Origin of the sequence: Thermococcus sp. JdF3, from assembly GCF_012027495.1 — an archaeon.
In the GTDB taxonomy this organism is placed as follows: Archaea; Methanobacteriota_B; Thermococci; order Thermococcales; family Thermococcaceae; genus Thermococcus.
On sequence record NZ_SNUK01000003.1, the window covers coordinates 77,566 to 91,613 of the forward strand.

General features: G+C 56.3%; 13 protein-coding genes. 10 read left to right on the forward strand and 3 right to left on the reverse strand.

Going from position 1 to position 14,048, the window contains the following annotated elements:
* Positions 1-64: 64 nt before the first annotated feature.
* From E3E42_RS05530 to ndk, 7 genes are all read left to right on the forward strand, one after another.
* A complete protein-coding gene (locus E3E42_RS05530) occupies positions 65-1,363 on the forward strand; it encodes an ATP-binding protein (protein WP_167903617.1) in 1,299 nt (432 codons plus the stop codon).
* Between the two features lie 33 nt (positions 1,364-1,396).
* Positions 1,397-2,011 carry an HVO_0476 family zinc finger protein gene (locus E3E42_RS05535; RefSeq protein WP_167903619.1) on the forward strand — a complete coding sequence of 205 codons (615 nt, stop codon included), beginning with the start codon at positions 1,397-1,399 and terminating at the stop codon, positions 2,009-2,011.
* 153 nt (positions 2,012-2,164) lie between these two features.
* Positions 2,165-2,536: a 50S ribosomal protein L7Ae gene (gene rpl7ae, locus E3E42_RS05540; RefSeq protein ID WP_058939102.1), complete on the forward strand. Its 372-nt coding sequence runs from the start codon at positions 2,165-2,167 to the stop codon at positions 2,534-2,536.
* Between the two features lie 75 nt (positions 2,537-2,611).
* Positions 2,612-2,824, forward strand: coding sequence for a 30S ribosomal protein S28e (locus tag E3E42_RS05545; RefSeq protein WP_014011629.1), 213 nt, complete (start codon positions 2,612-2,614; stop codon positions 2,822-2,824).
* A 5-nt stretch (positions 2,825-2,829) separates the two neighbouring features.
* A complete protein-coding gene (locus tag E3E42_RS05550; protein WP_148882066.1) occupies positions 2,830-3,036 on the forward strand; it encodes a 50S ribosomal protein L24e in 207 nt (68 codons plus the stop codon).
* 106 nt (positions 3,037-3,142) lie between these two features.
* Complete coding sequence (locus tag E3E42_RS05555; RefSeq protein WP_240913645.1) at positions 3,143-4,327, forward strand: V4R domain-containing protein; 1,185 nt, start codon at positions 3,143-3,145, stop codon at positions 4,325-4,327.
* Positions 4,328-4,377: 50 nt separating this feature from the next.
* Positions 4,378-4,902 (forward strand): nucleoside-diphosphate kinase, encoded by a 525-nt coding sequence (ndk, locus tag E3E42_RS05560; RefSeq protein ID WP_167903305.1) that lies wholly within the window; start codon positions 4,378-4,380, stop codon positions 4,900-4,902.
* Here ndk and E3E42_RS05565 read toward each other — a convergent pair.
* Entirely contained in the window at positions 4,899-5,714 is an 816-nt protein-coding gene (locus E3E42_RS05565) for a hypothetical protein (protein WP_167903307.1), read from the reverse strand. The two genes, ndk and E3E42_RS05565, sit on opposite strands and share 4 nt — an antisense overlap.
* Positions 5,715-5,808: 94 nt before the next feature.
* Between E3E42_RS05565 and infB the strand changes: the two genes are divergently transcribed.
* Positions 5,809-9,237, forward strand: a complete 3,429-nt coding sequence (gene infB / locus E3E42_RS05570) for an intein-containing translation initiation factor aIF-2 (RefSeq protein WP_167903623.1) — start codon at positions 5,809-5,811, stop codon at positions 9,235-9,237.
* Between the two features lie 5 nt (positions 9,238-9,242).
* Here the strand turns inward: infB and E3E42_RS05575 are convergent, their stop codons facing one another.
* Positions 9,243-10,664 (reverse strand): dolichyl-phosphate-mannose--protein mannosyltransferase, encoded by a 1,422-nt coding sequence (locus E3E42_RS05575; RefSeq protein WP_167903309.1) that lies wholly within the window; start codon positions 10,662-10,664, stop codon positions 9,243-9,245.
* A 61-nt stretch (positions 10,665-10,725) separates the two neighbouring features.
* Between E3E42_RS05575 and E3E42_RS05580 the strand changes: the two genes are divergently transcribed.
* Positions 10,726-11,877, forward strand: a complete 1,152-nt coding sequence (locus E3E42_RS05580; RefSeq protein WP_167903310.1) for a methyltransferase domain-containing protein — start codon at positions 10,726-10,728, stop codon at positions 11,875-11,877.
* On the opposite strand, the gene E3E42_RS05585 is transcribed toward E3E42_RS05580, so the two are convergent.
* Entirely contained in the window at positions 11,872-12,075 is a 204-nt protein-coding gene (locus E3E42_RS05585) for a PCNA-inhibitor (RefSeq protein ID WP_167903312.1), read from the reverse strand. The genes E3E42_RS05580 and E3E42_RS05585 overlap by 6 nt on opposite strands.
* Before the next feature lie 160 nt (positions 12,076-12,235).
* On the opposite strand from E3E42_RS05585, the gene glmS reads away from it, so the two are divergent.
* Entirely contained in the window at positions 12,236-14,044 is a 1,809-nt protein-coding gene (glmS, locus tag E3E42_RS05590) for a glutamine--fructose-6-phosphate transaminase (isomerizing) (RefSeq protein ID WP_167903313.1), read from the forward strand.
* Positions 14,045-14,048 lie beyond the last annotated feature (4 nt).

The window sequence follows — 14,048 nt, forward strand, 5'->3', positions numbered from 1 at the left end:
ATGGTCAAGTTGACTTTACCAAAATTCTTAAATATGGTAAAGTTGAGTTTACCATGTGGTCAAGATGATCCTTGAAGAGGTAATCTCCGAGTTTCATGAACTGGGTATCCCTGAGACACGCGAGAGGGAACTTAACGTACCCGTCAACATGGATGTGGCGGTTGTTCTCTTTGGCTTGAGGCGAGTTGGAAAGACTCATCTTTTATACAACACAATGGAAAAGCTCCTCCAATCCGGATTGCCGATAGAGAGGATTTTCTACGTTAACTTTGAGGACGAAAGGCTGGATGGCCTAACTGCTGGCGACCTCTCCGCTCTGGTGGAGCTCTACTACAAGCTCAACCCCGACGCGGACGTCATGTACCTGTTCCTCGATGAGGTTCAGGAGGTTCAGGGCTGGGAAAAGTTCGTCAGAAGGCTCCTTGAAAGAAAGAGGGCGAGGGTGTTCGTGACGGGATCGTCATCGAAGCTTCTCTCCAGGGAGATAGCCACCTCACTTAGGGGAAGGAGTCTAAGCTTTCAGCTTTTCCCCCTGTCCTTCAGAGAGTTTCTGTCCTTCAAAGGCTTTGACCACTCCCGACCCCTGACGGAAGCCAGAAGAGGGCGGCTCAAGAGATTCCTAGAAGAATACGTCCGGTACGGAGGCTTCCCTGGAATAGTGAGTTATCCAGAACTGATAAAGATCAGGACCCTGCAGGAATACCTCGACCTTATAATTTACCGCGACCTGGTCGAGAGGTATGGCATTGAAAAAACCGGTGCCATGAAAGCGCTGATCCGGGTTACCGTGAGGAATTTTGCCAGGAAGCTTTCCATACGGAAACTCAATGGCCTTCTCGCTTCGAGCGGTGTCAGGCTAAGCAGACCAACGACTTCCGAGTACTTCTCATACCTCGAGGACGTAGGTTTTGTGATTCCCGTGAGGAAGTATCATCCAAGCGACGTTGAATCTCTAAGGAGCACCCTCAAGATATACATCGCCGATACCGGCTTTGCGAGCGTTTTTGGCGTTGGAGACATGGGACATAGGATTGAAAACATAGTGGCGGTGGAGCTTCTCAGACGGAAACACTACCACGATCCCCTCCTGGAGGTTCGCTACTGGGATGACAGAAAGGGGGAGGTTGATTTCGTCCTCTTGAGGGGCCCAAAGGTAGTCGAGCTAATACAGGTTAGCTATGACGTTGAAGAACCCACGACGATGGGCCGCGAGCTCAAGGCTCTCTTGAGGGCCTCAAAGTCATTGAACTGCAAAAACCTCACAGTGATAACCTGGGATTACGAGGACGTTCTGCAGGTTGAAGAGAAAACCGTCAAATTCGTCCCACTCTGGCGTTGGCTCATCGAAAGAACACCTTTATAAACGCCTCCCCTCTTCTTCCCTCTGGTGAGAGACATGGAGGAGTACTTCATCTGTCCAGAGTGCGGTAGCGATGACGTTGAGGTCATCAAGGAGAGGGGAAGGGAGCTCACCCTTCGCTGCAACGAGTGCGGCAACGTGTGGCACGTCACCCTTCCAAAGCTCATCAAGGTTCCGCTGATAGTCAGCAAACACGAGAGGAGTTTCAGAACCTCCGTCGAACTGCCGGAGGGCGAGGAAATACGGGTGGGCGACATAGTTGAGACCGAAGACGATGAGGTTAGGATAACCGGCATAGAGCTTGAGGGAGACAGGCGCGTGGAAAGGGCCGAGATAGGCGAGATAAGAACCCTCTGGGGCGAGAGCCTTACGTATCCCAATGTCATCAAGGTCTCCATCTATCTGCCGAAGGGCGTGACCCAGGCCTTCAAGGTCAAAGTCGGCAGGGACGAGGAGTTCGTCGTCGGCGAGGTTCTAGAGGTCGGCGGCTACACCTTCCGGATCGAGAAGATAAAGACGGAGACCAAGATGCTCCGCCATGGTGGGGCGAGGGCAGATAGAATCGTCTCTATTATGGGGCACTCGATTCCCCGCGCGAGGGCAAGGAGGAGCCTTGAGATATACCGGGGCTACGGCAGGGAGTCCCGGTGAGAACACCGGAGATGATGAGGTTTTCTTTCCTTTTCTGACCCCTTCGGGGAATGAAGAGCTTGGCCGCTACTGATATCGAAATCCTTTTAAAGCCTCGCCCGGATTCGAGCATGCAAAACCAGATGAACGATGAGGATTCCGGAGGGATGAAGAATGGCCAAGCCAAGCTACGTCAAGTTTGAGGTTCCGGCTGAGCTTGCTGAGAAGGCTCTCGAGGCTGTGGAGCTCGCTCGCGACACCGGAAGGATTAGGAAGGGTACCAACGAGACGACCAAGGCCGTTGAGAGGGGCCAGGCCAAGCTCGTTGTCATCGCTGAGGACGTTGACCCCGAGGAGATCGTTGCCCACCTCCCGCCGCTGTGCGAGGAGAAGGAGATTCCGTACATCTACGTCCCGAGCAAGAAGGAGCTCGGCGCCGCTGCCGGGCTTGAGGTCCCGTCGGCCAGCATAGCCATCGTTGAGCCCGGCAAGGGCCGCGAGCTCGTTGAGGACATCGCTATGAAGGTCAGGGAGCTCATGAAGTGAGCTCCTTTTCCCTTCATTCACGGAAAGATTTAAGTTCATCCGTGCGAGGGATTTTTAGGTTAAGGGGTGTGAGAAATGAGCGACGAAGGATACCCGGCTGAGGTTATTGAGATAGTCGCCAGGGCCGGCGTCACCGGTGGCGTTACTCAGGTCAAGGTTAGGGTTCTGGAGGGCCGCGACAAGGGCCGCGTCATCAGGAGAAACATCAAGGGCCCGGTCCGCGTCGGCGATATAGTCATCCTCAGGGAGACCGAGCGTGAAGCCAGGGAGATCAGGACCAGGAGGTAATCGCGATGGCCAGGTGGAACGTCTGCTCCTACTGCGGAAAGGAGTTCGAGCCGGGAACCGGCAAGATGTACGTCAGGAACGACGGCAGAGTCCTGTTCTTCTGCTCCAGCAAGTGCGAGAAGTACTACTTCATGGGCAGGAACCCGAGAAAGCTCAAGTGGACCAAGGCCTTCGAGGAGGCCCGCCTTCAGAGGGCCAAGAGGAAGAAGTGATTTCTTTCTTTTCTCTCATATGTTTGCCGACTCCCGTTCTAATAACTTGGCCTGAATATTCGCAATTGTTATAAATCCTTCAATACATTTTAACCGGGGGAATCCTATGATTCCGCTGGGAATGAAGCGCCTGGATGAGGTACTGGGTGGGGGCATTGAAGAGGGATCCAGCCTCGCGTTTGTAGGTTCAATCTGTCGAGACAACATTGTCCTAATGCATCAGCTTGTTTTCAACCTTCTGAAGGCAGGATACAGGGTTTTGATTGTGGAGTTCCGGCAGTCCCCGGACATGCTCAGAAAAGAGCTCCTTCACTACAACATCGACTACTCAGGTTTTGTGGAGAACGGTCAGCTGCGGATCTTCGATGGTTTTTCAAACCTCTACGGGGTTGAGAAAATCCAGGGGGCCAACGTGCTCTCCAATCCTCTCGACCTTGGAATAACGTCCGCGGTAATAAGGGACACAATGTCCGGAGGGAGGTTTGATTTCCTCGTTATAGACGACCTAAACGTTCTTTATACCCTCCTGTCCAACTCAAAGGCGTACCTCAGGGCAATCACGAGGCTGGTGAACTCAATAAAGAGAACGGGATTCCAAACCTTCGCGGCTTTTTCCGAGGACGTGTTCGAGAGAAGTGACTTAACGGCGGGTTTAATGCCCTTTGACTACGTCTTTGATGTTAAGGATGGATACATAACCCTGCGTCGCTCTCTCCAGCCTCTCAAGATACCTTCCCCCAAGGTGCCGTATATCAAAACCGAGCTCGGTGTTGAGGCTATCCTGGAAAGACACACCACCCTTGAATCCATAAAAAGGAATCTCTGGCTCGATGATGAAGGGAATCTGTGGATGGGTGACTCCAGGGTTCAGCTCATAAACGAGGACAGCGAGGCATCATTGGTTGAGTTCGTTTACGAATACCTCGGCCCGGAGGACGGAAAACGCTTCCTTTACCTGTGGGGGAGGAAGGAGTTCATAGGTATCGGGAGGGCAGCAAGGAATCAGTACGACAACCTTCGCGATGCTCTGCTGTCCGTTAAATTTGCAACTGAATCCAGCGGGGGCGGAAGGATCGAGATAGCGGAAGTTCAGGAGGATTTCGTCGTTCTCAGGGGTAAAAACCTGTTCCCATCCAGGAGGGGGTACTCATATCGGTTCCACATTAACTACGCGGGCGAACTCTCCCAGTTTTTGACAGAGTTCACTGGTGAGCCGTGGGAGGGAGAAGAAGTTAAATGCCAGTCAATGGGCTCCGAATATTGCGAATTCGTGTTCAGACGCAAAAAGTGAATCCAAAAACCTATTAACACCATTTCATTGTAGTTATTGAGGTGTTGTCAATGGCTGAGAAGAAGATAGAAAGAACACTCGTTATACTCAAGCCCGACGCCGTTGTTCGTGGGCTGATGGGGGAAATAATCTCCCGCTTCGAGAAGAGGGGGCTTAAAATCGTCGGGATGAAGATGATATGGATCACCCGCGAGCTGGCCGAGAAGCACTACGAGGAGCACAGGGGCAAGCCCTTCTTCGAGCCGCTCATCGACTACATCACCAAGGCCCCGAGCGTCGTCATGGTCGTGGAGGGCAGGTACGCCATAAGCGTCGTCAGGAAGATGGCCGGCGCCACGGACCCCAAGGACGCCGAGCCCGGAAGCATAAGGGGAGACTACGGCCTCGACGTCGGGGACGCCATCTACAACGTTGTCCACGCCTCGGACAGCCCCGAGAGTGCCGAGAGGGAGATAAACCTCTACTTCAAGCCGGATGAGCTCTACAGGTACTGCAAAGCCGCTGACTGGTTCTACCACACGCACGCCAGGGCGAAGAGGGAGTATCTCGACAGCATGGACTGCCTTGAGCGTTAAACTGCCACGTCAATCTTCCTCTTTCTTTTCCTGAGAAACTCCCTGTACTCCCTTGCGACTCCAGGGCACGGGGCGGGTTGCCCCTTTGTAACCAACGCGGCGCCGATGAGCGTGGATATGTAAGCCGCCGCCAGGCCTGCTATAACGGTGATGTCTCCGGGAGGCAGTAACACGGCAAGAAGTGGCAACAGGGAAACGAGAAGCCCCGTGGCTTTTCTTAAGCTTGAGGGCTTTCCGGCGCGCTTCATGCACTCCACGAGCTCCCTGGCCTTTGGGAACTCCCTCAGCGTCCTGCCGCCTACAATGACTGCGCCCCCAATTACGGCACCCATCAGGCTGTCCTCATCGGTCAGGCAATCCCCAATCTCCTGCGGACACGGCTTCACGTTTAGTCCTCTCAGGGGGTTTTTCATGGATAGCGCAACCACGATGCCTATCAGAGCAATCCCGACTGCAAGAAATCCCCGCCAGAACTGGGACGCCAGGGCGACCCCGAGGGAGATGTAGGGCAGCGAGATAAAGCTGATCTGAATGAAGTCGTCGATTCTCAGTCCTTTTCTTGTCCTGAGCTCCACATACGTCAGGGCTATGATCAGTCCCAGGAACGTTTCGGTTCCCGCAGTGAATTCCGGAGAACTCTCTATTGAGACATTGGGGCCGGCAAAGGGCCCGAGCTCCTGGAGAGCAAGGGTGTATGTTATGAGCGGAACCCCCGTGATGGCGATTAGGGCCTCGCTGGCCTTTCCGAGGAGCTTCCCCAGAATGAAGGCCACTGGGATTCCTACAATCACTCCCATTGCGAGCGCTATCATTCCACCACCGGAGAGGATTACCACGTGGCTTTTTAATCCTTGCGTCCGAACCCTTTAAAAGCCCACGCCTGAGTTAGGCTTAGAGGTGAGGAAGATGAAGAGGATTAGACAGCCGATCATAGCGGTTCTCGGACACGTTGATCACGGCAAGTGCCTGCTCCCGGACGAAACCGTTGTGGTTCCTGAACTCGGAAGGGTAACCCTGCGGGAGCTCTTTGAACTGGGCGGGAGAACCGTTGAAAGGGACGATCAGCTGGAGGTCAAAGAGCTGTCACTCCCAATAACGTCAGCCGATGGAGATGCCAGGGTTTCAGTCCGGACCGGAACCCACGTCTGGCGCCTAAGGCACAGGGGTAAGATGCTGAGGGTCAGGCTCAAGAACTGGCATTCCGTGAGCGTCACCCCGGAGCATCCCTTCCTAACAACCGGAGGATGGAAGAGAGCGGACCAGCTCAGACCCGGCGATTACATAGCGGTTCCGAGGTTCATTCACGCCAACGAGGATAGGGGAGTCTTTGAGGGGTTCGTCAGAAGAAAGCTCTCGGTGCCCGAGCTCATCGTGAAGCTGAGGGAAGACGCTCTGGAGAACGTTGAGGAGAGGTTCAGGGGAGATAAGGCCTACAAGGTGCGCTCCAACGTCTTCCGGGCCGAGGATCTCTCCGACGACCTGTTGGAGAAGGTCGAGAGGATAGCCTTCACGCCGAGGGTTCACCGCTCGGGAAAGCCGGTTCACTACGTAAAGCTCCCCAGAACCGATGATGAGTGGAGGGCCCTCTTCTACTTCGCGGGCGTTATGTTCGGCGACGGGAGTCAGGAGAAGATAGCCAACAACGACGTTGAAGTGTTCGAGAGGTTGAAGCTTGTGGAATCTCTGGGCGTCGAGCTGGTCAGGGTCAGGAGAAAAACCTCCTGGGAGATCGAGGTTAGAAGGGGCAAGAACGCCCTCATCAGGCTCCTCCGCGTTCTCTTTGACTACCCCGAGAGGCAGAAGGCGAGGAACATAAGGATCCCCAACGCGCTCTTCCTTGCCCCGAGGGATTACGTGGCCGAGTTCATCAGGGGCTACTTTGATGCCGACGGGTACGTGAACCTTAAGGATGCAAGGATAGAGGTAACGAGTGCCTCCAGGGAGTTCCTTGAGGGGCTATCGCTCGTCCTGCTCCGCTTCGGTATAGTTTCCAAACTCTACCGCCCGGATTACACGACCCTTGTGATCTCGGGCAGGAGGAACCTCAGGGCGTTTCGGGAGTTCATAGGGTTCACCGTCGTGGAAAAGGCGAAGAGGCTCGATGAAACCATAGCGAAGAGCAAGAAGAGCGAGGTTTACCCGATATTCGAGGAACTGAAACGCCTGAGGCTCCTCTTCGGCTTCACGAGAACTGAACTCAACTCGACGGTCCCATTTTACTCCAAATACGAATCGAGCGAGGCACCGAGCTACGAGACCCTGATGAGGATCCTCGGCGCAATCGAGGGGGGCTCACCGACCCTTGCCAGAAAGCTCGCGGTCCTTGAGGGCGGGGCCAGGGACCACAACTACCTCCTCGCCCTCGAAAAGGATGGTCTCATAAAAGACGGGAAGCTCACGGAACTGGGGCGGGAGCTCCTTGAGGTCTGGCGCAACAGGGAGTTCGATTCCAGGGACGTTGATTACGTCCGCAACATAGCGGAGAACTTCGTTTTCATCCCTGTTGAGGGCATAGAGGAGTTCGACTACGACGGCTACGTCTACGACCTGACCACCGAGACCCACAACTTCGTCGCCAACGGGGTACTGGTCCACAACACCACCCTGCTCGACAGGATAAGGCGCACGAACGTCGCGGGCAAGGAAGCGGGCGGAATAACCCAGCACATAGGCGCGACCGAGGTTCCCATCGAGACGGTCAAGCAGCTCGCGGGCCCGCTCATCAAGCTCTGGAAGGGCGAGATAAAGCTCCCCGGACTGCTCTTCATAGACACCCCCGGTCACGAGGCCTTCACCAGTTTGCGTGCCAGAGGTGGAAGCCTGGCAGACCTCGCGGTTCTTATAGTGGACATCAACGAGGGCTTCCAGCCGCAGACCATAGAGAGCATCGAGATCCTCAGGAAGAACAGGACACCCTTCATCGTCGCCGCCAACAAGATAGACAGGATAAAGGGCTGGAAGGTCGAGGAGGACGAGCCGTTCCTGGTGAACATCAAGAAGCAGGACCAGAGGGCCCAGCAGGAGCTTGAGACCAAACTCTGGGAGCTGATAGGCAAGTTCTACGAGATGGGCTTCCAGGCCAACCGCTTCGACCGCGTCCAGGACTTCACCCGCGAGCTGGCGATAGTCCCGATTTCGGCCAAGCACGGCATAGGCGTTCCGGAACTTCTCGTCCTCATCGCCGGTCTCAGCCAGAAGTACCTCGAGGAGAAGCTCAAGATCGAGGTTGAAGGAACGGCGCGCGGCACGATCCTCGAAGTCCGCGAGGAGCTCGGCCTGGGAACCACGCTTGACGTCATTATATACGACGGAACCCTCCGCAGGGACGACACCATCGTGGTTGGAGGCAAGGACAAGGCGATAGTTACAAAAATCCGCGCCCTCCTCAAGCCAAAGCCCCTCGATGAGATACGCGACCCGCGCTTCCGCTTCGACCAGGTTGAAGAGGTCGCCGCCGCGGCGGGTATAAAGATAGCCGCCCCGGGTCTGGAGGAGGCTCTGGCCGGCTCACCGGTTATAGCGGCCCGCTCGGAGGAGGACATTGAAAAGGCCAGGCAGGAGATCCTGAGCCAGATACAGAGCGTCGTCATAAGCACCGGCAAGGTGGGCGTCATAGTCAAGGCCGACACCCTCGGCTCGCTCGAGGCCCTTAGCAAGGAGCTTCAGGAGAAGGGGATTCCCATCAGAAAGGCCGACGTAGGGAACATCAGCAAGACCGACGTGATGGAGGCCCTGAGCGTCCGCGAGGAGGAAGAGAAACACGGCGTTGTTCTGGGTTTCAACGTCAGGGTGAACGAGGACGCTGCAGAGGTTGCCAAGGCCAAAGGCGTTCCAATATTCACCGGCAACATCATCTACAAGCTCATCGAGGACTACGAGGCCTGGGTCAAGGCGGAGGAGGAGAAGAGGAAGCGCGAGCTCCTCAGCAAGGTCACCTTCCCGGGCGTCATCAGGCTCTACCCGGACGAGCGCTACGTTTTCAGGAGGAGCCACCCCGCGATAGTGGGTATCGAAGTCGTGGAGGGCCGCATAAGACCCGGAGTGACACTCATCAAGCAGAACGGCCAGAAGGTCGGCGTCATAAAGTCAATCAAGAACAAGAACGACTTCGTCCAGGAGGCCAAGAAGGGTGACGCAGTTGCGGTGGCCATCGAGGGTGCGATGGTCGGCAGGCACATACACCCTGGAGAGACCCTCTACGTTGACCTGAGCAAGAACGACGTCATAATCCTCGCCAAGCAGCTCAAGAACGAGCTGGACGACACTGATGTGAAGGCTCTTAAAATGACTGCAAAGGTGAAGGCTCAGCAGGACCCGTTCTGGAAGGCGGTGTGAGCGTTCTAATTCTCTTCTTGTTCTTTGTTCTTTGGAATACCTACCCCCTTGAACATTGCTTTTACCCTGTCCTTTATCTTCAGCAGCCACTCCCGGTAGAGCCACATTGACTCCCTGAAGGCCTCCCAGCGGAGGAGCTCGTTGAGGGCCACGCCCATGACCACCGCCGCGGGGGGAACCAGGGCGGTTGCGTAGAAGCTGAACTGCGTCGTGCCCCCGAGTGCGTACTGGAGGAGGAACACGGCTACGGTGCTCCAGAACACTCCGAAAGATGCCAGAATTCCGGATTTTTTCCTGTAAAGCCACGGGAGGGCAAGGATGAAGAGCACCATCGCCAGAAGGAGGAAGGGATCTGTCTGGGCGAAGATGTCCGGGTTGTAGTGTAGGGCAAAGGCCTTCCTGTTTATGAACCACTCCCAGACGGGAGAGGCAGCGGGATGGCCGCCTTTGCTGGAGAGGTGCCATCTGAAGCTTCCGAGGAATTCGTCGAACCACCTCTTCGGCCCGATAGCTGCCATCGCCGGAACGTTCGGCAGGAGGAATCCAACCGCTGGAAGAACCGCTATCGTCACCAGAAAGCCAGGAAGGCTTTTCTCCCTTTTGAAGGCCCTCCCAAGAAGGACCGGCCACCCAAAGGCGCCGCTGAGCTTGGTGGAGCCGGCCAGTCCCAGGGCAAAGGCCGCAGGGCGGTCCCTGTCGTAGGCCAGGAAAAACACGAACAGGGCGACGAACAGGGCGACGTGGATGTCAAGCATGGCCACCACGGACATCGCCTGGAGGGTGGGGTCCGCGACGATGAAGGCCAGGGCTATGAGGGCCGCCAGATAGCTCCCGCTCACCCGGTAAGTCGCGAGGACGACGAGGAGCTCGATGAGGGCGAAGGCGATGATGCCAGGTATGCGCCAGTTTATTGGCTTATCTTCCAGGAGCATGCCGAGCATTATGAGGTCCTTCCCAAGGAAAGGATGCTCTGTGTTGAGGTAGTTCTGGATGTTGTCCTTGTCGGGATACCAGTAGCCAGGAACCGTGTAGTAAGCCCCCTCGGGTATTTCCCTCCGGACGTCCTCAAGAAAGGGCTCGAACTCGTCTGGAGGGAGCTCAAAGTAAACGCCCGGGAACTTGAGGTACTCCCTCTCGTAGGTCGCCCCGTGCCCCATGGCGATTTTCTCCACTCTGTACTGGTATTTTATCCGCATGCTCTGGTTGGAGAAGATGACGTTTACTCCCCGGGAGCCCGTGGTCTCGTTCACGTAGGTCAGATCAACGCCGAGCCTGTGGAGGATGTTCCTGCCCGCGGGGACGTACCAGACCTCATCCCCCACGTAGTCACGAAAAACAGGCTGAGAGGCAAAATCGTAGAGATACCACAGAGAGCCAATGATAGTGACGGCAACTATCAGAATGAAAGCTATCCTTCGCCGCTGCATTCTACCACCAGGCAGGAATATCGCGGGCAACGTTTTTAAGCCTCTCCCCTTAGGCGAAAACATGTTCGAAGGGATAAGCGAGGGGAAGGTCAGGGAAGCTGTGGAGCTGATTAAAAAGGGCTACGACGAGAGGAAGCTCCGCACAAGGCTCGGCAGTGACTGGGAAATCATTGCGGAGATAGCCAGGGCGCGGATCAAAGCGAAGGACAAGTTCTCGCGCGACGACCTCTGGATGGACCTCGAGGGCCTGCGCTACTCAACCCACGAGATAGTCGCGAGGTACCGCTCGGAGCGCCTTGAGAAGGCTGGCGTGAGGAGCATAGCAGACGTTTCCTGCGGTATCGGAATCCAGCTTATATTCTACGCCATGAAGGTTGAGAGGGCATACGGGATTGACATAGACCCCGCAAAGGTCGAGTTCGCCAGGAGAAACGCTGAAAAGTACGGTGTCTCGAACATCGAGTTCATCAACGCCGACTCGCTCGCCCCCGAGACGGTCCGGAGGATCGACGCTGAGGTCATCTTCTCAGACCCCGCCAGGCCCCCGGAAATGCCCGAAAGGCGGCTGGAAGACCTCCTGCCCAGCCCGCTGAGAATCCACGAAATGTACAAATCCCGGGCCGATGCGTTCATCTTCGACCTCCCGCCGCAGATAAGGCGCGAGAGGATACCCTGGAAGGGGGAGTTTGAGTACATAGACCTCTTCGGGGCCCTCAACAGGCTGACCTTCTACACCGAACCCCTCGCCGGGGCGGAGAGGAGCGCGGTTGTTCTCCCTGCAGGAGCAAGGCTGGAGAGCAATCCGGACCTTGAGAACATCCTCGAATGGACGGACGGGCCTGGCGAGTACCTCTACGAGGTCCCGCAGGCCGTTGACTACGCCGATCTGCTGAACGAGCTGTTCCACGTTCTAAACGGGGAGGCCAAAATGCTCCTCCGCGAAAAGAGACGCGTTCTTGCAACGGGCGACGCGCCCCTGAAAAGCCCGTACCTCAAGAGAACCTACGCCGTGGTCGGCGTTGTTCCGTTTCACCCGGTGAGGATAAACGACTTCCTCAGGAGGGAGGGCTTCGGAAGGGCCACGCTCAAGCTCAGCGTCCCCCAGGAGGAGTACTGGCGGGTCAGGAAGAGGATAGAGGCCAACCTGAGCGGGGACAGAAGGGCCTTCGTCTTCAGGGTCGGCGGGAAGGCCGTGGTAGCCGAGGCGCTATAGTTCCTCCACCCGGGCGTTCCTTATTTTCTTCGACCCTATGCGGAGCTGCTTGAAGTAGTCCACGTGTTCCTGCGGAAGAAAAGACTCCAGACTGGTTGATTTCAGCCGCTTCTTCTTTCTCCTCTGGCCGCCGTTGTCCGCCTCTACCGGGGTCTTCGGTGAGACCGTCTCAAGGAACTCATCGAGCGTCCTGTTCATCCGGTCACCCTGAGTAGGTAGCCCAACCGCTATAAAGACTTTTTCCCAATTCGATGGATGAACCAAAGGGCATATTAATGCCTGAAAAAAGCCCCCCTGAGAAAGGCTTTTAACTCTCGACGGTTTATCAGGGAAGAGAGTAATAAAGCGGGTGGTTGCCGTGTGTGGAATAATAGGCTACATAGGAGATAGGGCCGCGTGCGAGGTAATAGTCAAGGGGCTCAAGAGGCTCGAATACAGGGGATACGATTCCGCCGGCGTTGTAACGGAGGATGGAGGAAGGCTCTTCATAAAGAAGGGGGCCGGTGTCATAGACGAGCTCACCGAAAAGCTCGGCCTACTTAATATGCCCGGAAAGCGCGGGATAGGGCACACTCGCTGGGCCACCCACGGCGTTCCAAGCGATGTTAATGCTCACCCCCATACCGACTGCACCGGAAAGATCGCACTCGTCCACAACGGTATAATCGAGAACTTCGCCGAGATTCGCGAACACCTCCTCTCCAGGGGGCACACCTTCAAAAGCGATACCGACACCGAGGTTATAGCCCATCTGATAGAGGAGGAGCTTAAGAGCGCCCCCAGCTTCGAAGACGCCATGAGGAATGCCCTTCTGAAACTGAGGGGCTCCTTCGCGCTTGGTATAATCTACGCCGAAGAACCGGACCGGCTCTATTTCGTGAGGAACGAAAGTCCCCTCGTCCTTGGAATAGGGGACGGCGAGAATTTCGCGGCCAGCGACGTGCCGGCCTTCCTCGAGTACACAAACAGGGCCATCTTCCTCGACGACGGAGAGTACGCGGTCATAGGAAAGGACTTCTACGTTATCAAAAAGCTCGCAACCGGCGAGGTCGTTGAAAAGCCGGTCCAGGAGATTGAATGGACGCTGGAAATGGCCGAGAAGTCCGGCTATCCACACTTCATGCTCAAGGAGATATACGAACAGCCGATGGCGATAAAGGACGCAATCCACGGCAACATCGACGCCGTGAAGAAGGCGGCGGAGGAGATAGCCCGCTATGAGAAGATATTCATAATCGCAATGGGCACCTCCTACCACGCGGGTCTCGTGGGCAGGTATCTCTTCCAGAGGCTCGCGAAGAGGGTTCCAATTGTTGAAGATGCAAGCGAGTTCCGCTACGAGTTCGAGGACCTGATAGACGAGGACACCCTCGTGATAGCGATAACCCAGAGCGGGGAAACCGCCGACACCCTCGCGGCGATGAAGCTGGCGAAGAAGAGGGGCGCTAAGGTTCTCGCGATAGTCAACGTCGTCGGTAGCATGGCCACCCGCGTGGCGGACATGACCCTCTACACCCACGCCGGACCGGAGATCGGCGTGGCGGCGACCAAAACCTACACCACCCAGCTCACCGTCCTGACCATGCTTGCCATTGAACTCGCGAGGGTTCTCGGAACGGCGGATGGGGCGTACCTCTCCTCCCTGGAGGAGGGCCTTCAGAGGGTTCCCGACCTCGTGGAGAGCGTCCTTAAGCACGACGCTGCCCTCAGGGAACTCGCCGAGAGTCTCGCGGATAGGAGGGACTTCTTCTACATTGGAAGGGGCATAAACGTGCCAACCGCCCTCGAAGGGGCTCTCAAGCTCAAGGAGATAAGCTACATCCACGCCGAAGGTCTCAGTGCGGGCGAGCTGAAGCACGGCCCGCTGGCCCTCCTCGAAGAGGGCGTCCCTGTCGTCGCGGTGGCCCCAAGCGGGAAGACCTTCGACAAGATGGTGGGCAACGTGGAGGAGTCAAGGGCGAGGGGAGCGTTCATAATCGGCCTGGGGGACCGGGAGGAGCTGAGGCGCGTCTCCAGCGCCTTTATCGAGATGCCCGGTATCGACGAACTGCTAACCCCCATCGTATACATCATACCGCTCCAGCTCATCGCATATCACCTGGCGGTTTTGAGGGGCAACGACCCCGACAAGCCGAGAAACCTGGCAAAGTCCGTTACCGTTGAATGAGGTG

Excerpts from the sequence above, each read along its gene's own strand:
- E3E42_RS05530 (WP_167903617.1), top strand. The coding sequence starts at position 65 with ATGATCCTTGAAGAGGTAATCTCCGAGTTTCATGAACTGGGTATCCCT.
- E3E42_RS05535 (WP_167903619.1), top strand. The coding sequence starts at position 1,397 with ATGGAGGAGTACTTCATCTGTCCAGAGTGCGGTAGCGATGACGTTGAG.
- rpl7ae (WP_058939102.1), top strand. The coding sequence starts at position 2,165 with ATGGCCAAGCCAAGCTACGTCAAGTTTGAGGTTCCGGCTGAGCTTGCT.
- E3E42_RS05545 (WP_014011629.1), top strand. The coding sequence starts at position 2,612 with ATGAGCGACGAAGGATACCCGGCTGAGGTTATTGAGATAGTCGCCAGG.
- E3E42_RS05550 (WP_148882066.1), top strand. The coding sequence starts at position 2,830 with ATGGCCAGGTGGAACGTCTGCTCCTACTGCGGAAAGGAGTTCGAGCCG.
- E3E42_RS05555 (WP_240913645.1), top strand. The coding sequence starts at position 3,143 with ATGATTCCGCTGGGAATGAAGCGCCTGGATGAGGTACTGGGTGGGGGC.
- ndk (WP_167903305.1), top strand. The coding sequence starts at position 4,378 with ATGGCTGAGAAGAAGATAGAAAGAACACTCGTTATACTCAAGCCCGAC.
- E3E42_RS05565 (WP_167903307.1), bottom strand. The coding sequence starts at position 5,714 with ATGATAGCGCTCGCAATGGGAGTGATTGTAGGAATCCCAGTGGCCTTC.
- infB (WP_167903623.1), top strand. The coding sequence starts at position 5,809 with ATGAAGAGGATTAGACAGCCGATCATAGCGGTTCTCGGACACGTTGAT.
- E3E42_RS05575 (WP_167903309.1), bottom strand. The coding sequence starts at position 10,664 with ATGCAGCGGCGAAGGATAGCTTTCATTCTGATAGTTGCCGTCACTATC.
- E3E42_RS05580 (WP_167903310.1), top strand. The coding sequence starts at position 10,726 with ATGTTCGAAGGGATAAGCGAGGGGAAGGTCAGGGAAGCTGTGGAGCTG.
- E3E42_RS05585 (WP_167903312.1), bottom strand. The coding sequence starts at position 12,075 with ATGAACAGGACGCTCGATGAGTTCCTTGAGACGGTCTCACCGAAGACC.